Here is a 23,078-nt window from a genome sequence, read left to right as displayed (position 1 = left end):
CAATTGGTTTTTTCCGTTCGCTTAGCTCCCCGAATTTCTTCAGGAAAATAACCAACACTAGAAAATTCATACAGGCTTGAATCGCCTGAAAACTGAATCCGAATCGAATCTGCGTTTCTTGCTTGTTTGTGGATAAGCCCTCGACCGATTAGTATTGGTCAGCTCCATGCATTGCTGCACTTCCACCTCCAACCTATCTACCTCGTCGTCTTCAAGGGGTCTTACTAATTGGGAAATCTCATCTCGAGGGGGGCTTCACGCTTAGATGCTTTCAGCGCTTATCCCGTCCGTACGTAGCTACTCAGCCATGCTCCTGGCGGAACAACTGATGCACCAGCGGTACGTCCATCCCGGTCCTCTCGTACTAAGGACAGCTCCTCTCAAATTTCCTGCGCCCACGACAGATAGGGACCGAACTGTCTCACGACGTTCTGAACCCAGCTCGCGTACCGCTTTAATGGGCGAACAGCCCAACCCTTGGGACCTACTTCAGCCCCAGGATGCGATGAGCCGACATCGAGGTGCCAAACCTCCCCGTCGATGTGGACTCTTGGGGGAGATAAGCCTGTTATCCCCAGGGTAGCTTTTATCCGTTGAGCGATGGCCCTTCCATGCGGTACCACCGGATCACTAAGTCCGACTTTCGTCCCTGCTCGACTTGTAGGTCTCGCAGTCAAGCTCCCTTATGCCTTTGCACTCTGCGAATGATTTCCAACCATTCTGAGGGAACCTTGGAACGCCTCCGTTACTCTTTAGGAGGCGACCGCCCCAGTCAAACTGCCCGCCTGACACGGTCCCCGTACCCGATAAGGGCACTAGGTTAGAACCTAGATACGATCAGGGTGGTATCCCAACGTCGCCTCTGCAGAAGCTTGCGCTCCTGCTTCTCAGGCTCCCACCTATCCTGTACAGATCGTACCCAAATTCAATATCAAGCTGCAGTAAAGCTCCATGGGGTCTTTCCGTCTTGTCGCGGGTAACCTGCATCTTCACAGGTATTAAAATTTCACCGGATCTCTCGTTGAGACAGCGCCCAAGTCGTTACGCCATTCGTGCGGGTCAGAATTTACCTGACAAGGAATTTCGCTACCTTAGGACCGTTATAGTTACGGCCGCCGTTTACTGGGGCTTCGGTTCACAGCTTCGGGTTTAACCCCTAACCGCTCCCCTTAACCTTCCAGCACCGGGCAGGCGTCAGCCCGTATACTTCGCCTTACGGCTTCGCACAGACCTGTGTTTTTGCTAAACAGTCGCTTGGGCCTTTTCACTGCGGCCCCCTCGGGCTATTCACCCTACCGAGGCACCTCTTCTCCCGAAGTTACGAGGTCATTTTGCCGAGTTCCTTAACGAGAGTTCTTCCGCGCGCCTTAGAATTCTCTTCTCGCCTACCTGTGTCGGTTTGCGGTACGGGCACCTTCTCCTGGCTAGAGGCTTTTCTTGGCAGTGTGAGATCATGACCTTCGCTACTACAATTTTCGCTCCCCATCACAGCCCAGCCTTAACGATGTGCGGATTTGCCTACACATCAGCCTCACTGCTTAGACGGACACTTCCATCAGTCCGCGTCACTACCCTCCTGCGTCACCCCATCGCTCATAGCGGATTACGGTGGTACAGTAATTTCAAACTGTTGTCCTTCGACTACGCCTTTCGGCCTCGCCTTAGGTCCCGACTTACCCTGAGCGGACGAGCCTTCCTCAGGAAACCTTGGGCTTTCGGCGGATCAGATTCTCACTGATCTTTTCGTTACTCATACCGGCATTCTCACTTGTATACGCTCCAGCACTCCTCACGGTATACCTTCAACGTATATACAACGCTCCCCTACCCCAGATACAATGTATCTAGCCATAGCTTCGGTGGTGTGTTTAGCCCCGTTACATTTTCGGCGCAGAGTCACTCGACCAGTGAGCTATTACGCACTCTTTCAATGGTGGCTGCTTCTAAGCCAACATCCTGGTTGTCTGTGCAACTCCACATCCTTTCCCACTTAACACACACTTGGGGACCTTAGCTGATGGTCTGGGCTGTTTCCCTTTCGACAATGGATCTTAGCACTCACTGTCTGACTCCCGGTAATAAGTATATGGCATTCGGAGTTTGACTGAGCTTGGTAACCCTTGCGGGCCCCGCACCCAATCAGTGCTCTACCTCCACTACTCTTATACCGAGGCTAGCCCTAAAGCTATTTCGGGGAGAACCAGCTATCTCCGAGTTCGATTGGAATTTCTCCGCTACCCCCACCTCATCCCCGCATTTTTCAACATGCGTGGGTTCGGGCCTCCAGTGCGTGTTACCGCACCTTCACCCTGGACAGGGGTAGATCACACGGTTTCGGGTCTACGCCCCCATACTCAAGTCGCCCTATTCAGACTCGCTTTCGCTGCGGCTCCGGCTTCTCACCTTAACCTTGCATGGTAAACGTAACTCGCCGGTTCATTCTACAAAAGGCACGCCATCACCCATAGATTGGGCTCTGACTTTTTGTAAGCACACGGTTTCAGGTTCTATTTCACTCCCCTTCCGGGGTGCTTTTCACCTTTCCCTCACGGTACTGTTTCACTATCGGTCGCCAGGTAGTATTTAGCCTTAGCAGATGGTCCTGCTGGATTCATACGGGGTTTCACGTGCCCCGCACTACTCGGGATCCGTCTCGGAGAGAACACAGTTTAGGCTACAGGGCTTTTACCTCTATCGCGGGCCTTTCCAGACCTCTTCGCCTACCATATTCCTTTGTAACTCCATGTGAGACGTCCCACAACCCCTAAGAGCAAGCTCTTAGGTTTAGGCTGTTCCGCGTTCGCTCGCCGCTACTGACGGAATCACTATTGTTTTCTCTTCCTCAGGGTACTTAGATGTTTCAGTTCCCCTGGTCTGCCTCTACATACCCTATGTATTCAGGTATGAGTAACTGTGCATTACCACAGCTGGGTTTCCCCATTCGGACACCCCCGGATCAAAGCTTGCTTACAGCTCCCCGAGGCAGTTTCGTTGTTCGCCACGTCCTTCGTCGGCTCCTGGCGCCTAGGCATCCTCCGTGTGCTCTTATTAGCTTAACCAATGCTCCAGTGTTTCGCTTGTTCACTCATCTTGTTTTGAATGTTGCTACCGGATCACTCCGTTCGCAGGTCATTCAAAGCCAAAAGTCGCTTCACCATCGAAAACCTTCGCTAAGCCATAATACACTTTCGCTCGTTTACACAAGCGACAGATAAAATGTTCTAAAACGCAAATTCGTTTCGGTATCCAGTTTTCAAGGATCAAGGTCCAGATTATTTAACCACATCACGGTTGTGAGGGGGAAATATTCTGGCAAAAGTTTTTGTTCGTCCTTACAGACAAAACAAAATTGAGAGCTTCAACTCTCAAAACTGAGCAACGAGTGAGTGTGTGCAAACCCTAAGGGTTCACTAGAAGCCTTGCGGCTTCTGTTCGAATGTTTCCGTTACAGGAAACGATTCTCCATAGAAAGGAGGTGATCCAGCCGCACCTTCCGATACGGCTACCTTGTTACGACTTCACCCCAATTATCTACCCCACCTTCGGCGGCTGGCTCCCTTGCGGGTTACCCCACCGACTTCGGGTGTTGTAAACTCTCGTGGTGTGACGGGCGGTGTGTACAAGACCCGGGAACGTATTCACCGCGGCATGCTGATCCGCGATTACTAGCAATTCCGACTTCATGCAGGCGAGTTGCAGCCTGCAATCCGAACTGAGACCGGCTTTGTTGGGATTCGCTCCACCTCGCGGTTTCGCAGCCCTTTGTACCGGCCATTGTAGTACGTGTGTAGCCCAGGTCATAAGGGGCATGATGATTTGACGTCATCCCCACCTTCCTCCGGTTTGTCACCGGCAGTCTGTCTAGAGTGCCCACCATAATGTGCTGGCAACTAAACATAAGGGTTGCGCTCGTTGCGGGACTTAACCCAACATCTCACGACACGAGCTGACGACAACCATGCACCACCTGTCTCCTCTGTCCCGAAGGCCGCCGCTATCTCTAGCGGATTCAGAGGGATGTCAAGACCTGGTAAGGTTCTTCGCGTTGCTTCGAATTAAACCACATACTCCACTGCTTGTGCGGGTCCCCGTCAATTCCTTTGAGTTTCAGTCTTGCGACCGTACTCCCCAGGCGGAGTGCTTACTGTGTTAACTTCGGCACCAAGGGTATCGAAACCCCTAACACCTAGCACTCATCGTTTACGGCGTGGACTACCAGGGTATCTAATCCTGTTTGCTCCCCACGCTTTCGCGCCTCAGCGTCAGTTACAGCCCAGAAAGTCGCCTTCGCCACTGGTGTTCCTCCACATATCTACGCATTTCACCGCTACACGTGGAATTCCACTTTCCTCTTCTGTACTCAAGCCACCCAGTTTCCAGTGCGACCTCAGGTTGAGCCCAAGGTTTAAACACCAGACTTAAATAGCCGCCTGCGCGCGCTTTACGCCCAATAATTCCGGACAACGCTTGCCCCCTACGTATTACCGCGGCTGCTGGCACGTAGTTAGCCGGGGCTTTCTTCTCAGGTACCGTCACTCTTATAGCAGTTACTCTATAAGACGTTCTTCCCTGGCAACAGAGCTTTACGATCCGAAAACCTTCATCACTCACGCGGCATTGCTCCGTCAGGCTTGCGCCCATTGCGGAAGATTCCCTACTGCTGCCTCCCGTAGGAGTCTGGGCCGTGTCTCAGTCCCAGTGTGGCCGTTCACCCTCTCAGGTCGGCTACGCATCGTCGCCTTGGTGAGCCGTTACCCCACCAACTAGCTAATGCGCCGCAGGCCCATCCCTCAGCGACAGATTACTCCGTCTTTCATCCTCTTCCCAGGTGGGAAAAGGAATTATCCGGTATTAGCTACCGTTTCCGGTAGTTATCCCAGACTATGGGGCAGGTTGCCTACGTGTTACTCACCCGTCCGCCGCTAAATCCTGTTGAAAGCAAGCTTTCAACAAAACTCCGCTCGACTTGCATGTATTAGGCATGCCGCCAGCGTTCGTCCTGAGCCAGGATCAAACTCTCCAATTTGTATTGAAAAGAGCGATTGCTCATTTTGAAACCTCTGACGAGAATTCACATTCTCAACCGACAAGTTTACTCCAGCATAAATGCCGTGAAACTCATCTTCTTTTGGATTTTACTTTCGTAAAATCCCACTCACTCGTTGTTCAGTTTTCAAAGATCAAGTTCTCGTTGTCGGCGTTTAATGTCTCACCAGCAACTCTTATAATATATCATATCTTCCGGTGTAATGCAACAACTATTTTTTCGCGTTTATTGCAATACTTATCGGATTATTAATTCCTGCCAGCGAGTCAATAGTTCCATTCGCGACTGGATTTATAATATAACATAATTAGCTATTATAAAACAACCTCAAAATTTACCATTTTGTAATATAGTTCTTTATACCTGAAAATCACTTTGTATCCGCCGAGTACTTACAGTACATGAAAAAGTGTACAGGGATTGTATCGGTAGATACAATCCCTGTACACAGGGCGTATACTTAGCCTGGTCTTATAAATTCTTAATTAGATATCCATGGATTACGGCTTCTTTTGGCAGCATTGGTTTGCTTACTTTGGTTAGAGTGTTGAGATTTGGATGTGGTTTTGTTTGGTTTGCTTTTCTGACTTGAGGTTTTCGCTTTAGGTCCTTTATTGTTTGGTCCACTACTCTTCCCCTTAACGTTACCTTCTAATACAGTTGCCTCGGAACTAACCACCCCAGCGGCCTGCTGAATTTCCTGCACGATAGGTTCCGGTTCTTGGATTTCAGGTACACGATTATGCTGACCGTAATTATCTATACCAGGATACTGAGGATATGAAGGAATATTTGAAATTGCGGCCCCCCCGAATGCACCTAGAGGAGCTGTAGGAACTAATCCCTGATTAGGCATCTGAGGCATCCCTATTCCATAAGGAGAATATGCATTAGGCTGCACATATCCAGGGAAATTATTATACATAGGCATCTCATATGAATATGGTTGGAGTTGTGTGTTTCCCCCACATCCACAAGATGGCCAAGGCAGGTTAGGCGACTGTCCTGTGTACTGCGGGCTCACATAAGCAGGATACTCGGTGTTAGGATTCATGCCCGATACGTTGGGAGAAGCGTTAGAATGCCACGACTCGGGAATATTATTTAGCGGATGGATATTTTCCGGATAGTAGTATGGTGACATGCAATCCGGTACATAAAATGCCGGCTGCATAAAGTTAGGGGCAGTATTGATATTCATATTAGAAAGAGGTTCATAAAACGGATAAGCGGGCGGGCAATCGTAAAAATTGGGATTTTCCATCAGCCCCGGATATCCTGCAGTTTTGTTGCATGGGGTTACCTTGGGCTCAAATGATACTGGTTGGACCTCAGCTTTCGGCATTGTATGGTAGGAAACTGCTTCTTGTGCAGGTACTGAGATTTGTACGTATAAGCTCTGTGTCTCCGTAACCATCTTCTCATGAATCGGAGACACTTCCGCTGGCTTATTCGGAAGAGGAACGGGTACAGGAGCAGGGGTAACCTCTGCTGCTACATTTGGTGTAGGTTTAGGTATATTAACAGGTGCCGGAATTGGTGCTGGCGTAGCCGTTTCTACAGGTTCCTCTATTGGCCCAGTATAAGTCTTACCCCCAATCTGTGTTTTGTCGACATTATTAGCAGCGTTAGAAGCATTAGGTGGTAGGTCACTCGACTGAACCGGCAAGGATGTTGCCTTTTTAGGAATATTGACTACTTCCCCTGTCATTAAAGCATTTGGATTCTTCAGTTGTGGATTGGCTTCTATCATTTCCTTCAGAGGAATCCCCCATGCTTTGGATAATTTCCACAAGGTATCTCCTTGTTTGACTGTGTGCTTGTAGTAGACTTCACTGTTGTCAGGCACTGGTACGGGCGCCGAGGGTATTTTGACCTTGTCACCAATAGCCAGCACATTCGGATTACTGATTTGTGGGTTAGCCTCAATTATTTTTTCCAGCGGCACCCCATACTTTTGCGATAGTAGATATAATGTATCGCCTGTTTTAACAATGTGTATTTTCACGCAGCATTAACCTCCTATAAGTTTTGTGGAGTATTACTTTCTTAACAGCTACGCAACAAAACTGGCTTCGAAAGCATCTCCCTTATTTTGTGGAGTATTGCTTCTTGCATAGTTATATGCGATAGAGCCGCCTCCTTCGTTACTACATCTTATGCAGCCCATGGGCGATTGACATCCTCGGAACAAAAAAAATCCTTTCATGAATGCATGAAAGGATTTCTGTATTCGGTGCTATTCAATGTTCGCCATCGAAGCCTTATGCTAATTAGCCCCAAACCTTATAGCCATCTTTATCAACAACGTTGCGGAACTCTTCGAGCAGTCTTAGGGTGATCGGGCCGGCATGGCCTTCACCGATAATCCGTCCGTCAATTTCTCGGGCCGCAATAACTTCAGCTGCCGTACCGGTAAAGAATACTTCATCAGCAATATATACATCATGCATTGTGAATGGTTCTTCTTTGAGTTTAAGACCTAGCTTCTCACACAATTCCATAATGGCCATCCGTGTAATTCCTTCAAGTGCTCCAAGATAGCAAGGAGGTGTAAACACAACACCCTTTTTAACGATAAAGATATTGTCGCCAGATCCTTCGGTAACGTATCCCTGAGCATTCATCATGATTGCTTCGTCCGCTTCTGCCAGATTGGACTGAATCTTGACTAGAATATTATTAAGATAGTTAAGTGATTTGATCTTCGGATTCAGTGCATCCGGAAGATTGCGGCGTTGAGATACGGAAACTGCCTTCAGACCATTCATATAAGCTTCTTCCGGATAGATAGCTAATTGCTCCACAATAATGATCACACTAGCCTTAGGACAACGGCGCGGATCAAGCCCCAAATTACCAGGTCCACGAGATACGATCAGTCTAATATACCCGTTTCGCATATCATTAAGGCGAATGGTTTCTGCCATAGCTTCTCGCATTTCTTCGTAAGACAGCGGGATTTCCAATTGAATTGACTTTGCTGAATCATATAGCCGGTCCAAATGTTCGTCGCATTTAAAAATGTTGCCATTATAGATACGAATGCCTTCAAAAATGCCGTCACCATACAAAAAACCATGATCAAAAACGGATACCTTTGCATTTTCCTTAGTTACGTGTTCTCCATCTAGATAGATCCATTGTTCAGCCATGAACTTACTGCACCTCCGCTTTCTCTTCCTCATAGGTGTATGTTGGATACGAGCCCAGAATCCGTACCTGACAGCCTAAAGCTTTGATCTCTTCAATAGCTCCCGGCAGCAGAATAGATTCTATCGGTTCCACCACATCAATATAAAAATAATAAGTACCCAGTTTTTTCTTCGTAGGCCGTGACTCAATACGCGATAAATTCAGCCTCCGCCAAGCAAACGCCGCAAGCACCTGATGCAGCGCACCTGGAAAATCCTCCGGCAATGTTACAAGGATGCTTGTCTTATCCCCACTACTTACTCTGGCAAGCTCCAGCTTCTGTGGCCCCACAAGTACAAATCGCGTGTAATTGTTGTTATGATCCGTAATTTGCCGATCAACAATTTCCAGGCCATGTGTAGCGGCTCCAAGTGTTGTGCCGATTGCGGCCCACCCTTTGCCAGGATTATTCTTAACAATTTCCGCAGCTTCAGAAGTACTCCCGGCAGATTCCAGGTCGGCCCAAGGTGCGTGTTCACGGATATATTGCCCGCATTGGGCCATTGCAACAGGATGAGAGAGAATCTTCACCATAGCAGTGAAATCCTTGTTACCCTCTGCATCCGTGAATTCCAAGGGATTACTGATCAGATTCTGGATCGATGGAAAAATCCACTCTGTCTGCATCGGCAGATTCACTTCATTGATGAGCCAATCAATATGCAGGCTAACAGAGCCTTCTATTGTATTCTCGATCGGAATCACACTGTAATCAGTGATACCATTCGCCGTGGAGAGAAAAACGTCAGAAATAAGCTTATGATGCACGATCTTCACAGGCTCACCGCCAAACAAATGCAGCAGTGCTTCGTGGGAAACCGAACCCTGCGGCAATACCGCTATTGATTTCATAACCGTAATTCTCCTTTTATCATATCCAAAAATGATTCATTTTGCATCCCGTTTCTTTCAAGTAGTTCTGTAGTAACACCTGAGGTACTAGGTGGCAGCCAGCAAGTACGAGCTGAAATACCCTGTTCTTGCATAGTTTCCTTCAAGAAGGCCTCAAGCTCCAGCTTCCGAACCTCATTCCGGTCAACCAAGCATAACAGTGTAGGACCTGCACCGCTAAGCGCAATACCTAGAGCTCCACGCTTTGGAGCCTCAACCAGCAGCTTTTCCATTCCAGGCACAAGAGGTGCACGATATGGCTGATGCAGGCGATCCTGCATTGCCCTACCAATGAGATCAAGACGGCCGGAGGCCAATGCTGCAGTCAGCAAAGACGTACGGCTGATATTATAAACAGCATCACTTACCGTAACTTCTGTAGGAAGGGCTTCTCGCGCTTTAGTCGTTGAAAGTTCAAACTCGGGAATAACCACGAGAACTTCCAACGCGTCCGGCGGCTCAAGCCGGATATAATCAGCATGCTCACCATCCCATACAGCGGTGATGATTCCCCCGAACAAAGAAGCACCCACATTATCAGGATGTTTCTCCAGAGCAGTAGCCATATCGAACAGTTTGGCGTTATCTAGAGGTGAGCCGATCATTGCATTTGCCGCTGCCATACCTCCGACAATTGCTGTAGCACTACTACCCAGACCACGCGTAAGCGGAATATCCGAATACATCGAGATGGACAATTCCGGCACCGAAACACCTGCTTCAGCAAATACCATTTGGGCTACCTGATAGATCAGGTTGCTTTTATCCTGAGCCAACCCCTTCATCTCGTCGCCGTATAAATGAAATACGGTCTCTGGTGCCTCCTCCATCTCGATCCAGGCATAAATGGATAAAGCCATGCCGAGTGTATCGAAACCCGGGCCGAGATTAGCTGTACTGGCAGGCACTTTAACCCTTGACCTTCCATAATTACTCATAACAGGTGCGATCTCCTTATTCTTTTTATCGGAATACTCTTGCTCATTTATCCTTCTACGCGATAGTGGCTCTTAATACGGTGAATTACCTTCAGCTCTTCAAAATGTCGCAGTACTTTATTCATACTCGCTTTGCTGGCATCATGTGTAACAATAATGATCTCCGCGTTAGGATTATTCTTGTTGGCTTGCTGAACGACAGAGTCAAGACTGACATCGTATTCTGCAAATACTTGTGTAATCTTAGCAAGCACACCCGCTTTATCATCAACGTATAGCAACAGAAAGTTTTTGAAGAATATTTCTTCGTCACTCTTCAGCTTCTTCTGCTTGTAAGGCACGATGTGTTTCAATCCGTTAACGCCCAGCTTAAGATTCTTGATGACTGCTACCAGATCCGCCACGATAGAGGTTGCAGTAGGCATTGCGCCCGCACCTGCTCCGTAGAACATTGTCTCCCCTACTGCCTCACCGTACACATAAACTGCATTGAATACTCCGTTGACTGAAGCAATCGGGTGACTCGCCCGGATCATGGTTGGCTGAACGCTGATGCTAAATTCTTCATCCTGGCGTTCTGCGATACCCAGCAACTTCATTTCATACCCAAGGCGCTTAGCAAAAGCAATATCCTCTTTGCTGACTCCAGAGATTCCACTTACACTAACGTCTCGCAACTCAACGTTGGTGCGAAAACCAAGGGTACCCAGAATCGCCATTTTGCGAGCGGCATCCAATCCCTCAACATCAGAGGTTGGATCAGATTCTGCATAACCCAGCTCCTGAGCTTCCTTTAACGCATCGCTATAGGTTGCGCCCTCTTGGCTCATTTTTGTCAGTATGTAATTGGTCGTTCCATTTACAATCCCCATAATCTTCATGATCTTGTCCGATGAAAAACCTTCGATGAGTGTGCGGATAATCGGTATTCCTCCCGCTACACTTGCCTCATAGAACACATCACATTGCTTCTCTTGTGCCTTCGCCAAAATCTCCGAACCATGCAGTGCCATCAGGTCCTTATTGGCAGTTACGATATGTTTGCCGCGCTCCAGAGCCTCAAGAATATACTCCTTCGTCCCCTCAATCCCGCCCATTACTTCGACGATTACATCGATTTCAGGATCCCGGATAACTTCCCATGGATCAGTGGTAATTTTGGAGGCATCTACTTCAATATCACGAGGCTTCTCCAAATTCTTCACAGCAATGCGCTCAATAATGATTGGAGAACCGACTTGACTGCTTAGGTCCTCCTGATTTCCTTCCACGATACGGACTACGCCCGTACCCACTGTACCCAGACCTAGTAATCCAACTTTGACCGGCTTCATCTGTATCTGTATCCTCCTAAAAGTTTTGTGAGCTCTCGCTTCACTGAGTTACTTCGTACAAAACTACTTCGAAAGCATAGGCTTAGTTTTGTGAGCTCTCGCTTCACTGAGTTACTTCGTACAAAACTACTTCGAAAGCATAGGCTTAAGTTTGTTATTTAACCCTGACCTACAATCAGGGCGCGCTTCACTCCTGAAATCTCTTTCAGACCGTCGAGCAAATCCCCAAGCTCTTCATTCAAATGTGAAATTTCCACGGAGATCACCACATTCGCTCGTCCTTGCAGCGGAATACTCTGATTAATAGTGAGCACATTTGCACCATGAATCGCGACTACTCCCAATACTTTAGATAACATACCGGATTCATGCTCCAAATCTAGCGAGATCGTAACAATCCGTTCCCGTTCCAACTGATGGATCAGATGTATCCCATCCTTATATTTATAAAAAGCACTGCGGCTTAACCCCACCTGTTCTACACCTTCGTGTACCGTCTTCGCATCTCCGGCCTCAAGCAATTGTTTCACTTGCATTGTCTTGAGCACAGCATCAGGCAATATGTCCTCTCGGACCAAATAATAGCGTTCTTTCACGAACGTCCTCTCCTCAAAGACTTTTGTGTTTTCATAGTGGACATTATAAGGGATTATGGCTGTAAAAAGCAACAACTAATCCTGCTCCTGTCCTAATCAGCTGTAAGGTATAGTCGTACCACAATAGTCACAAGCCTTGGATTGGCCTGGCTGAACTGTATTCTGAGCGCCGCAGCCTGAGCAGTTTATTGACTTTGGCAACTGAGGTGGGGTCTGCGCTTGATTACCTCTTGGTTGCAATCTTTCCGCTCCTTCGAAACCGGAGGTTCTCCCGGTATGTTCCGGATTGGATACTCCTCTAAGCTGGTCAGTCTCTTGCCTGCCCTCACTAAAAATAACCTGCGGCGCAAGGACCCCTCTGCTCTTGAGATACAGTAAATCTCGGCGGACATCGCTTTCATTTTGACCTGTATGCTCAGACAAGCTACCAATGTGCGTGACCCCATTATTGATAATAAGCCCAACATACAGATTGGTAAGCTGCGCGAACTTAAATCTTTCCTTAGTTGCCCAGGACCCAAAAAAGAAGGCAGGCAGCAGAAGTATAATCGCAAACGTGATTAGAATAAATATAGTTATTCCAAAGTTATTCTGATCTGCTATCCAAGACCCCAAAAATATGACACTTAGTTCAAAAAAAGCACCTATAAACACATGGAGTATAAGGTTAAAGTTCGAGGCTTTACGATAGTTCTTATAATGAGTGCTCAACAAACGGACCAGAGCAAGCACAAGCCCTACAGGCATTAACAAATACGCTGCTACGATTATAATATAGTCAAAAGCTGTCCTGTCATATTTGGGCATATAAGCTGCTGGATGGCCCTCCTGCCACGGCGGTGGCTCTTGTGCATTCAATCTATTCATTCTATTTAGTTCCCCCTATTTTAGTGCCGACAGCTCTCTGTTCCGTCGCTGAAGTGTAGCAGCGATAATCTCTACTAATTCTTTGGTTTCAACTTCCCAATCTGCCCGAGGCTCATCCAGAGCAAGCAGCAGTTCCACATGATCATGCAGCAAAGAAATTTGCTGATTTAACATGTCCTCAGTAGCGAATAAGGAAGGGTTCGAAACCGGATCACTGTACTTGAATTTTTCTTCCAATGTGTCTATTAGCTCTATAAGCTGCTCACACTCCGAATGTTTCCAAGTGCTGGCCAACATGCTGATCTCTGCGAGCGCCTGCCGATGCTGGCGAAGATTCCGTGTAGACTCTCTTGCCTTCTTCTCCTGCGCTCCTGCATTCCAGCCATATAAACCTGTTGCTGCAAGACTAACTGCCCCGACGACCACAATCAGCAACTGCAGCGCAGCATACCACAATGGCGGCACTTCCAGCAGCCCATCGAAAACAATTGCGGATATAAGAACTGCAGCCATGTACATAATCGTTATGAAAACTCCACTGATCATAACCGGAGGAGTTTGGCTTATTCGGACAGTGACTCGTAGCCAGAAGATACTATAGAGATATACTACGCTCTCCGCAAGCAAAACTGCCGTCAAAGAAATTACGAAGCGTAAGAGGGATTCAGAGAATCCTAATCCAAAAAAAGAGAATACGGTCACGATTATTACTGCAGCATAAATAACGGTGATGGAACTAACATATGTTTTTCTCTTGTTCATGAAGCCCTCCTTCAGCCTGCCTTCGTTCCGCATTCGGCACAAAATTTCTGTCCAGGTTTCAGCTCATGCCCGCAGCCTCCACACTTTAGTATCAAACTTGTTCCGCAGTTAGGACAGAACTTGGCTTCGGAAACAAGTACAAATCCACATGCGTGGCAATTCGTTTTGTCCACAGCAGGTTCTTCCGGTTGTACAGATTGGAGAGTGTGACCGCAGCCGTTGCAAAACCGTGCGTCAACTGCATTAAGAACACCACATTTGGAGCACACTTTGGTCTCTTTGGCTACCGGTGAAGAACCTGTATCAAACGTTGATCCTCTTGTCATTCGATTTACCATGTCCACCGCCGGTCCAGCGAATCCAAGTCCCATTCCAAGCCCCATACCGGTGTTCATCATGCCTACTCCGAGATTTCCTGGATTGCCTGCGGCTTCTTCCATGGTATCGAAGCTGCGTTCCTGCTGGTAGGTGAAGCCAATGATGTCCATCTCTGCTTTTTTGGCCAGTGCTTCCTTCAATCGGATCGTTGCTGGATCATTATCCGGAATATTAATTGAATCGATATAGAAATTATTCAGTTCAAGGCCATTGTCTAGAAAGGTCTGAGCAAGCCGCCCTTGAATATGCTTCGATATTTCCGCTACATAGGCGTTGATCTCCAAAATGCTGATTTTTTTGTGCACAAGGTAAGAGGATATTAGCTCATTAATATTAGACATCAACAGCCCACGGAAATAATTAACAAGTGTATCCTGATCAAACAGAGGGAGGGTTCCCACTAGCTGTAGTAAAAATTTACGGGGATCCTCAACCCGAACTCCAAATTGTCCAAAGGAGCGGACAGCAATCATCATATTATATTTGGGGTCTTGCAGCTGCAGCGGTGTGCTTGTTCCCCATTTGACATTCATGGAGTTCATTTTGTTCACATACCATACTTCTGCTGTAAACGGCGATTTCCCCCCAAAGGGCAAATTAATAATATTGGATAATATCGGTATATTTGCTGTGCTAAGCGTGTGCCGTCCAGCGGCAAAAGAATCAAGTGCTTGTCCGCCCTTGAATAGAATTGCTTCTTGAGATTCATTAACTATAAGTTGGGTCCAAGTCCCAAGCTCCTGATTAGGATATTTCCATGCGAAAACACCTGGAGGACCATCATATTTCACTACTTCAATTATTGCCATCTGCCTATTCCTTCTTTCGTGATCATAGGTATGTAGAATATATCGGTTTATTTATGGGGAATAAGTACTTTTTCGTTATTTATTGTATACGATTCAGCTCCTGTTTTGGTTCTTTCCGCGAATTTTTTAGATTTGCAGGCTTTAGAAACAAAAAAAAGCGCCACTATGCTATCCTTCATCAGGAAAACACAGTCGACGCTTTGTATTTAAAATTAATTATTAATAGTAGCTGCTGTTTTCTACAAATTCAAACTCAAAGTCAGCAATGCGGACAATAGTGCCTTCCACAGCACCACGTTTACGCAGCTCTGCATCTACACCCATATGGCGCAATGTGCGGGCCAGCTTCAGAATCGCATCATGTGTGTGCAGTTGCATCCGCTTCAGCATCCGCTCAATGCGAGGGCTGCTGACAACGAATGCATCGTTATCACGCGTAATCGTAAAGGAGTCATCCTCTTCCGCTTCCAGCTTGTATACCTTCCGCTCAGAGGTTTCTGCAACGTCTTCAACGATTGGAGCAACTGGAATGTTGTCAAGGATATCCGTTGCACGGTATAACAGCTCTTGTATGCCCTGGCGGGTAAGCGAAGAAATAGGCAGAACTTCAATATCCGGCCGCAGTTCAGCGACACGTTCACGGAAAGAAGCTAGATTGTCCTCTGCTTCCTGCATATCCATCTTATTCGCCGCCACAATCTGCGGGCGGTTGATCAGATTGGCGTTATATTGTTTCAGCTCTTCATTGATCATTACCCAATCCTCGAAGGGATCGCGTCCCTCGGAGCCAGACATATCTACGACATGGATAATAATACGCGTGCGCTCAACATGACGCAGGAATTCATGGCCGAGGCCAACACCTTCAGAAGCACCCTCGATCAAGCCTGGCAGATCGGCCATCACAAAGCTCCGACCATCTCCTACATCCACTACTCCTAGATTCGGAGTAATCGTTGTGAAGTGATAAGCTCCGATTTTAGGAGTGGCTGCTGATACAACGGAGAGCAGTGTGGATTTACCTACACTAGGGAACCCTACAAGCCCCACATCAGCCATTACCTTCAGTTCCATAACAATATAACGTTCTTGGCCTTCTTCACCATTCTCAGCCAGTTCAGGCGCTGTATTGGACGCTGTGGCAAAGCGAGTGTTCCCCCGGCCACCACGGCCTCCACGAGCGACAACTACATATTGGCCATGACGGGTCATGTCAGCAATAATTTCTCCGGTATCATCATCGATCAGTACAGTTCCCGGCGGGATGCGCACGATCATGTGCTCGGCATTGGCTCCATGCATACTTTTGTTGCGACCCTTGACTCCACGTTCAGCTTTGAAGTGGCGCTGATAACGAAAATCCATCAGCGTGCGCAGTCCTTCATCTACTTTGAAGATGACGTCGCCGCCACGGCCTCCGTCACCACCAGCAGGACCACCCTCTGGTACAAATTTCGCACGGCGGAACGCTACTAGTCCATCCCCACCGTTACCACCTTTAACAAAAATCTTAGCTTTATCTACGAACATCGATGTTCACCTTCCTCACATTTCAAGCGGTAGACGCAATTGTATATAAGCCCCATTAGACTTAAATTGCTCCGCTCTCATGATTTTTCCTTGTACAATATTATAAATTTGCCCTTGAAGCAGCTCGGGATTGGAATGATTCCCTTCGCCTTGAAAAGAGATAAGAATGTCTCCTGCATCCTGTGTAAAGTCGAGGCTAAGCTTGCGCGTTTCGCCCTGAGGAGCAAGTCCGCTGTACTGGTAAGCCCGCACCGTCTGCATAATCACGGAAGTTAGCTCGTCCCCAGCTTCGGGACTGAGCGTATTATTCAGTTGCAGTCCTTCCTCCACTTGAACTTCAAGTTCCAAACTGGACCTATAGGTACGAAAAGATTGGATATAGAATACCAGCGAAGGAATGCCAAGCTTGGCGATGCGGCTATCAAGTGCAATACGTTCCTTTATTCTTTCCACACACTGTACAGATTTATCAGGCTTGCCTAGCTGGATATATCCGTAAAGAATCTGCAAATCGTTCATCCAATCATGACGATGATGATTTAGTGTCCGAATCGCTGCCTGCTGCAGAGTGTTCTCCTGTATACGCAGTTCCCTTTCAAAGTGACGCCTGTTGCCAATAAAACTGAAAGCAAGTACCGCTGCTACCCAAACACCGAGCAACAGACATGTCAAAAGGGAGGTGTGCCAATACACGAGACCTAAAGGAAGCGCTACGGATAACATGACTGCCCAGATTACACTTTTCCAGGATTTCATTCTTTCTCCCCGTCCCTCAGTTCGCAAAATTCAAGTCTTCGTTAGAATACATAAAACATTATAAGAGATATCGCGAAACTTATAAACATAGAAGGATAAATTATATTTTCAAAAAAAGCCTCCGGCACTCATGCCGGAGGCTTCACTGCAAATTATAGTCCGTAAACTTACGCTTCCAATGCCGCTGCTACCGGAGCAACGTCAACAGGGTAGACGCTCACTTTCTTGCGATCGCGGCCCCAACGTTCGAATTTCACTACGCCGTCCACTTTGGCGAACAAGGTATCGTCACTGCCGATGCCTACGTTTGTGCCTGGGTGAATCTTAGTTCCACGTTGACGAACCAAGATGCTGCCGCCGGTAACTGTTTGACCGTCAGCACGTTTCACACCAAGACGTTTCGATTGGCTATCACGACCGTTTCTTGTGGAACCTACACCTTTTTTGGATGCGAAGAATTGAAGATTCAATTTAAACATGTTGTCTACCTCCTTCTTCAAATAATGTCTTGCTGTATCTTAATATACTTCCCGTATGATTCTGCGATATCATTCAACATCACGACCATGGATTCGAGCAACAATTGTACCTTCGCGGACTTTTCGGTATCTTCTATGGAACTTATTGTTCCACTCAAGAACCCGTTCTTCACAGACGTATCTATGGAGATTCCGGTCAAGAACTCAATCGAATTGACGGTTCCAAATGTTACAGTGGATACTCCGGCACATACGATATCTTCGCCACGCTTCGCATAACCCGCATGCCCTTTAACCTCAAAGCCAACGATAGTACCCAACCCGGAAGATCTTGTAATCAATACGTTAATCATTCACGCACCTTCTTACGCTTGAATCTTCTCGATAGTTACTTTTGTGTACGGTTGACGATGACCTTGTTTCTTGTGGTAATTCTTCTTAGGTTTGTATTTGTAAACTACAACCTTATGGCCTTTACCATGTTTCTCAACTTTAGCTGTTACAGTAGCGCCGCTCAAAAACGGAGTTCCTGCAGTCAAACCGCCTTCGTTGGAAACAGCCAATATACGGTTAAAAGTTACGCTTTCGCCGTCTACAGCATCTAGTTTCTCAATGAATAATACGTCGCCCTCTTGGACTTTGTATTGTTTGCCACCAGTTTCGATAATTGCATACATTGTACTTGCACCTCCTCATGTCTCAGACTCGCCTAGTCTAGGTGGCATATTCCCCAAAGAGAATAGCGCTTATGTACCCGATCGGAGCGGTTACAGCATGTGCAGGAAAAAAATCAACCAAACACATACTTGAAGATATTATCATACATATTATCCATAGTCAATCTTTTCAAGTACAAACACCTTTTCAATAGCTATGCAGCGGTGACATTCATTCCAGCCAGGCTCCAACTTTCCCGGTTCCTCCGCAGCATTGACATGTAACAGGTGCGAAACCAGCGGAGTCATGCCTAGCCTTCTTGCGTGTCATCTCCAGTAATCCAAGCCTTGTCCAGCCGAGGATATGTGTCTTGGTACGATCACTGCTTATTACGCTTTCCAATCGATCAATAACCATCTTCCGGTGTTCTTCCAGCTCCATATCAATAAAGTCGACGATAATAATGCCACCTGTATCACGCAAACGAATAAGCCTTCCAATCTCCTCAGCCGCTAGTAAATTAGTAGAGGTTACCGTCTCTTCTAACGTAGCTCCACCCGTATAGTGAGCAGTATTTACATCGATCACCGTTAACGCCTCTGCCTCATCCCAGATGAGTGTTGCCCCACCCTCAAGGATAATTTTGCGATTGAAGCTCCTGTATAATTGTTCCTGAACTCCGTAGGAATTAAAAATGGATTCCTTAGCATCATACAACCCCACTGGTTTATACCCTTCAGGAGCCATCTCCTCCAGGAAAGCCTCTGCTTCTCTAACGACTTTGGGAGAATCTATCATCAGCTCATCAAGCCGCGGATTAAATGTATCCCGTATAAAGCGTTGCACAATACTAAGATCACTATGCAGGAGAGCAGGGGCTTCTGCTTCTGACGCCCGTCGGGTAATAATATCCCACTGGGCACGCAGGAAAGAGAGATCACCTTCTACCGCTTCAGGAGGCTCATCCTCCGAAACCGTACGCATGATCACTCCCTCTTCTTTATTGCGTAGCCGTTCTCCAATACCTTTAAGCCGGGTTCGTTCTGATTCGCGGCTGATTTTCTTGGAGACTCCAACATATTCTGCATAAGGCATGTACACCATCCAGCGCCCTGGCAGCGTATAATGGGTGGTTACACGTGCACCCTTGCTGCCACGCGGCTCTTTTCTAACCTGTACAATAATTTCTTGACCAGGCTGCAGCAGCGTCTCTATCGAGGGTCTTATTTCTGGCTGTTTCTCCAAATGGGGATGTAATACGTCATCGACATATAAAAAGGCATTCTTTTTCTGTCCAATATCAACAAAAGCCGCTTGCATACCTGGAAGAACATTCATAACCCGACCTTTATAATAACTGCCAACCAGCCCTTGCTGCTGATCGCGTTCAGCCGCGTATTCTACCAATCTCCCGTCCTCCAGAAGAGCCATCCGGGTAATATGCTGCGTGCAATGAACGATCATTTGTTTCATGGCTTCACCTCTGGTTTAAATCATTCTCATTCGCTGCACTCTGTATACTAACTTCTAAAGTAAGAGGATATCAGCCGCTGTTCCGGCACAACAGCCAGCACATCTCCGCTGTCGTTCAACACGTAGATAAAATGATACTGGTTACGTTTAAATAGACGCAATATATCATCCAAAGGTTTCGCAGCTAAAGCAACAATCGGACGGGCCACACTCCCGGTCCGCAGATGTCGCTCATATACAGCTTCCCTGTGCATCAGAAAAGAAACGAACCGGTAGGGAAAGTTACGATGGTCTGTAATATTGGAATATAGTAAAAAAGCTCCGATCATCAGCAAGTTCAGTCTAAGTCCCCCACCCGCTCCAAGAGGCAGCAGCGCATAAGCAACAACCAGTATACTAGCAGTCACACTCACTCTTCCGCTCCATAATAAAGTGAAATAATAGGGAAGCAGCAAACTTATAGCAGCCTGAAGGACCTTCCCTCCGTCAAGCGGCAGAATTGGCAAAAGATTAAAAAGCGCAATAATGGTATTCGCCTGGATAAAATAGTTCAGAAATGCTCCGTTGCCAACACCTGCTTGCAGAATACCATAGGCAATCACAATCATAATCCCATTTTGCAGCGGTCCGGCCAGAGCAATTCCGATCTCGCGGCTAGCTGTAAGCTGGCCATGATCCTCGATAATAGCAACCCCCCCGAATGGGAGAAGCTGTACAGATTTGACCGAAACACCGGTGAGAAGGGCAGCGCAGACATGTCCCATTTCATGAACTAGCACGATCATAAATAAAGTGAGCAGCTCCAGAAACTGTCCTGTGAGAACAGAAAAGAACATCACAATCACAAATAGCGGATGCAGCGTAAACTCGATCCCCCAGATTCTAATCAAATGAGACCACTTCAGCAGGATCAATATAGGCTTTATCCTTCATCACTGCAAAAAAGAGTGTAGTCTCAGAAGCTGTCTCCGGTTCTACTATCCACCCAATATTCTCACCACTCTGCAGCCAATCATCAACCTTTAGCTTTGTCCCACTTAAATGGCCATACTCAGCAATAATACCGCCTGAATGCTGGATAGTGATCCGAATTCCACCCAGCAGCTCTTTGGATACGGACAGTACGCGCCCTATATCTACACTCTTCACCATCACACTGCCGCTTGAATCGGTTTCAGGCATAATTTCCACACCTTTAAGTGAGGACACAAAAGGCTTTATGATACTCCCGACTATCGGAGGATTCAGTTCATGTACGGCTGCTGCCTTTTGAGCTGGCTCTTCTTTATCACCAAAAATTGGAATAAACGCCGGAGCCCCGTTAAAATGCTCCTCATACCAGACCCTGGCTGCTGCAAAGTCCATATCCTTGCTCAAAGCGTCGTTAATAAAAGCCTGTGCTTGTTGCGACCATGGCTGCTGAATAGCAAATATCCCCCACACGGCACCAAACACTAGCACACTGGCAACAGTCCGCCGTATAAAACCGCTGACAAAACGTGGCTTCTCCCCGTTCCCATGATTCTCCCAGCTCCCACGGCGTTCTTTCCACATGACCTCGGGATCTGGCTCTGTATCCTTAAAGTTTATCTTCTTATCTGGTATTGTGAACAATGGCGGTACTGCTGAAACCGCAACTTCCGGGAGATCCTCCAGTAAGTTGCGGATACGCTCCTTGCGGCGACCCTTGATATCTAATTTCTGATCCATAGTTATCCCTCCGGCGGGCTTGTTTTACTTCCATTTTATGAAGAATAGAAGTGTCTTTAGAACAAGCCCCTCGCAAGGTCCTTTGATGTTGCATAAAAAAAGGGTCACACTCATAGATTTATCTACGAGCGTGACCCTTTATGCTTCGATATGTAGGCATACCTAGTTCAGCCCATACCAAAAAATTTCTTGAATTTCTTAAAGGCATTCGGCTTTCGGTCAAGCTGCATCAACGGTACAGCATCACCCAGAATACGACGAGCTATGTTGCGGTAAGCAATAGCGGCAGGAGAATCCGGATTCATTACGGTTGGCTCCCCGCTATTAGCGGCTTTAATGACCATTTCGTCATCTGGGACAATTCCAATCAGATCAATATTAAGCACTTGCAATACATCCTCAATATCAAGCATATCGCCGGACTTCACAAGTCCTGGACGAATACGGTTAATGACCAGCTTGGGTGACTCTACATGTGATTGCTCCAACAGGCCGATTACACGATCTGCATCCCGCACAGCGGCATGCTCCGGTGTGGTAACAACGATAGCCTTATCCGCACCAGCTATCGCATTACGGAAGCCGTGCTCAATTCCTGCGGGACAATCAATCAGAATATACTCATATTCCTTCTTTAATTCAAGGATGATATCCTTCACCTGTTCAGGAGTAACAGCCGTTTTGTCCTTCGTCTGTGCTGCGGGCAGCATGTACAATTCATCAAAACGTTTGTCCTTAACCAATGCCTGATTAAGGCGGCATCTACCCTCGGCCACATCCACAATATCATAAATAATACGATTCTCAAGTCCCATAACTACATCCAGATTACGCAGTCCAATATCGGTATCGACGAGACAGACTTTTTTACCCTGCAGTGCAAGCGCGGTTCCAATATTGGCCGTTGTGGTTGTTTTGCCAACTCCGCCTTTACCTGAGGTAACGACAATCGCTTCTCCCATGGAGGCTACACCCCTTTAAACACATTTAAACCCTGACGTAACTTGACTATATTATGAATCTTGTCGATCTGCATAGCACCCTTCGATAAATATGCAAATTCCATGGTGCTCTCTCGGGTACCCCATTCGTCTGGAGGTCTGCTGATAATATCTGCAATCCGCAGTTGGGTCGGGGACAGATGTGAAGCGGCAATAATAGCCTCTACATTACCGTCCACACCCGCATGAGCCATACCTCTAAGTGCACCTAGAATATAAATATCACCTGAACAGGTAATCGTACCTCCTGGGTTTACATCGCCAAGAAATAATAGATTACCTTGATGATGCAGCACCTGACCGGAACGCAACATACCACTCATCAGAAACAGCGCTTCAGAATCGTCGGTGCTGCCAGGTTCCTCTAGCGCCTCGACGGAGCGGATCAACAAATTGCCTTGCCCCTTCAGAATCTCCAGCACTGCTTCCTTCTCTTGCTCAGTTACGGAACGGTTACCCAGCTTAATGTCCACATGTATAATCGGTCCTGTCAAAATATTTTGATGGCTGTGTTCCAACTTGAAACGAAGCTCGCTCAGAAGATCTTCAAAGGGACATTTGTCGTCTAGCAGGAATACCAGGCCGTCCTTGATGCCTTTAATCCTTACATGCTTGGATTTCACTGTCATCTGCTTAGTCCCCCTATCCTCATTCA

19 protein-coding genes, 2 rRNA genes and 1 other annotated feature are annotated in these 23,078 nt (G+C 47.1%); all 21 genes read right to left on the bottom strand.

Annotated elements, in window-relative coordinates:
* Positions 1-128 precede the first annotated feature (128 nt).
* The 21 genes from H1230_RS07950 to minC all read right to left on the bottom strand — a co-directional run bounded on the left by H1230_RS07950 (position 129) and on the right by minC (position 23,052).
* A 23S ribosomal RNA gene (locus H1230_RS07950) occupies positions 129-3,059 on the bottom strand.
* A 409-nt stretch (positions 3,060-3,468) separates the two neighbouring features.
* Positions 3,469-5,026, bottom strand: a 16S ribosomal RNA gene (locus tag H1230_RS07945).
* Together the 16S and 23S rRNA genes form the textbook arrangement of a ribosomal RNA operon.
* A gap of 502 nt (positions 5,027-5,528) precedes the next feature.
* Positions 5,529-7,055 (bottom strand): LysM peptidoglycan-binding domain-containing protein, encoded by a 1,527-nt coding sequence (locus H1230_RS07940; RefSeq protein ID WP_239714974.1) that lies wholly within the window; start codon positions 7,053-7,055, stop codon positions 5,529-5,531.
* A 265-nt stretch (positions 7,056-7,320) separates the two neighbouring features.
* Entirely contained in the window at positions 7,321-8,202 is an 882-nt protein-coding gene (gene ilvE / locus H1230_RS07935; RefSeq protein WP_239714973.1) for a branched-chain-amino-acid transaminase, read from the bottom strand.
* Positions 8,203-8,206: 4 nt separating this feature from the next.
* On the bottom strand, positions 8,207-9,094 hold the full coding sequence (gene pheA / locus H1230_RS07930; protein WP_239714972.1) for a prephenate dehydratase: 888 nt from the start codon (positions 9,092-9,094) through the stop codon (positions 8,207-8,209).
* Entirely contained in the window at positions 9,091-10,071 is a 981-nt protein-coding gene (thrB, locus tag H1230_RS07925; RefSeq protein WP_239714971.1) for a homoserine kinase, read from the bottom strand. The genes pheA and thrB overlap by 4 nt, the downstream gene beginning before the upstream one ends.
* Before the next feature lie 47 nt (positions 10,072-10,118).
* Positions 10,119-11,405, bottom strand: a complete 1,287-nt coding sequence (locus H1230_RS07920; protein WP_239714970.1) for a homoserine dehydrogenase — start codon at positions 11,403-11,405, stop codon at positions 10,119-10,121.
* Positions 11,406-11,563: 158 nt separating this feature from the next.
* Positions 11,564-12,001, bottom strand: a complete 438-nt coding sequence (locus tag H1230_RS07915; RefSeq protein WP_239714969.1) for an ACT domain-containing protein — start codon at positions 11,999-12,001, stop codon at positions 11,564-11,566.
* A 96-nt stretch (positions 12,002-12,097) separates the two neighbouring features.
* Positions 12,098-12,868 (bottom strand): hypothetical protein, encoded by a 771-nt coding sequence (locus H1230_RS07910; RefSeq protein WP_239714968.1) that lies wholly within the window; start codon positions 12,866-12,868, stop codon positions 12,098-12,100.
* A gap of 15 nt (positions 12,869-12,883) precedes the next feature.
* Positions 12,884-13,630: a hypothetical protein gene (locus tag H1230_RS07905; RefSeq protein WP_239714967.1), complete on the bottom strand. Its 747-nt coding sequence runs from the start codon at positions 13,628-13,630 to the stop codon at positions 12,884-12,886.
* Between the two features lie 11 nt (positions 13,631-13,641).
* Positions 13,642-14,817: an SPFH domain-containing protein gene (locus tag H1230_RS07900; protein WP_239714966.1), complete on the bottom strand. Its 1,176-nt coding sequence runs from the start codon at positions 14,815-14,817 to the stop codon at positions 13,642-13,644.
* A 219-nt stretch (positions 14,818-15,036) separates the two neighbouring features.
* Positions 15,037-16,347 (bottom strand): GTPase ObgE, encoded by a 1,311-nt coding sequence (gene obgE / locus H1230_RS07895; RefSeq protein ID WP_239714965.1) that lies wholly within the window; start codon positions 16,345-16,347, stop codon positions 15,037-15,039.
* A 15-nt stretch (positions 16,348-16,362) separates the two neighbouring features.
* Positions 16,363-17,103 (bottom strand): Spo0B domain-containing protein, encoded by a 741-nt coding sequence (locus H1230_RS07890; RefSeq protein WP_239714964.1) that lies wholly within the window; start codon positions 17,101-17,103, stop codon positions 16,363-16,365.
* A gap of 167 nt (positions 17,104-17,270) precedes the next feature.
* Positions 17,271-17,582: a 50S ribosomal protein L27 gene (gene rpmA / locus H1230_RS07885; protein WP_239714963.1), complete on the bottom strand. Its 312-nt coding sequence runs from the start codon at positions 17,580-17,582 to the stop codon at positions 17,271-17,273.
* 17 nt (positions 17,583-17,599) lie between these two features.
* Positions 17,600-17,935, bottom strand: coding sequence for a ribosomal-processing cysteine protease Prp (locus H1230_RS07880; protein WP_239714962.1), 336 nt, complete (start codon positions 17,933-17,935; stop codon positions 17,600-17,602).
* A gap of 12 nt (positions 17,936-17,947) precedes the next feature.
* Positions 17,948-18,259: a 50S ribosomal protein L21 gene (gene rplU / locus H1230_RS07875; RefSeq protein ID WP_239714961.1), complete on the bottom strand. Its 312-nt coding sequence runs from the start codon at positions 18,257-18,259 to the stop codon at positions 17,948-17,950.
* Between the two features lie 14 nt (positions 18,260-18,273).
* Positions 18,274-18,361: a sequence feature (ribosomal protein L21 leader region), on the bottom strand.
* 109 nt (positions 18,362-18,470) lie between these two features.
* Positions 18,471-19,712 carry an Rne/Rng family ribonuclease gene (locus H1230_RS07870; protein ID WP_239714960.1) on the bottom strand — a complete coding sequence of 414 codons (1,242 nt, stop codon included), beginning with the start codon at positions 19,710-19,712 and terminating at the stop codon, positions 18,471-18,473.
* A gap of 47 nt (positions 19,713-19,759) precedes the next feature.
* Positions 19,760-20,602, bottom strand: a complete 843-nt coding sequence (locus tag H1230_RS07865; RefSeq protein ID WP_239714959.1) for a M50 family metallopeptidase — start codon at positions 20,600-20,602, stop codon at positions 19,760-19,762.
* Positions 20,595-21,422: a M23 family metallopeptidase gene (locus tag H1230_RS07860; protein WP_239714958.1), complete on the bottom strand. Its 828-nt coding sequence runs from the start codon at positions 21,420-21,422 to the stop codon at positions 20,595-20,597. Before H1230_RS07860 ends, H1230_RS07865 begins: the two co-directional genes overlap by 8 nt.
* Before the next feature lie 167 nt (positions 21,423-21,589).
* Positions 21,590-22,384 (bottom strand): septum site-determining protein MinD, encoded by a 795-nt coding sequence (gene minD / locus H1230_RS07855; RefSeq protein WP_239714957.1) that lies wholly within the window; start codon positions 22,382-22,384, stop codon positions 21,590-21,592.
* Between the two features lie 5 nt (positions 22,385-22,389).
* On the bottom strand, positions 22,390-23,052 hold the full coding sequence (gene minC / locus H1230_RS07850; RefSeq protein WP_239714956.1) for a septum site-determining protein MinC: 663 nt from the start codon (positions 23,050-23,052) through the stop codon (positions 22,390-22,392).
* Between the last annotated feature and the right edge of the window lie 26 nt (positions 23,053-23,078).

This window comes from Paenibacillus sp. 19GGS1-52, from assembly GCF_022369515.1.
Lineage (GTDB): Bacteria > Bacillota > Bacilli > Paenibacillales > Paenibacillaceae > Paenibacillus_AQ.
The sequence above is the reverse complement of the archived record's forward strand: the minus strand, read 5'-3'. Positions and strand labels throughout refer to the sequence as shown.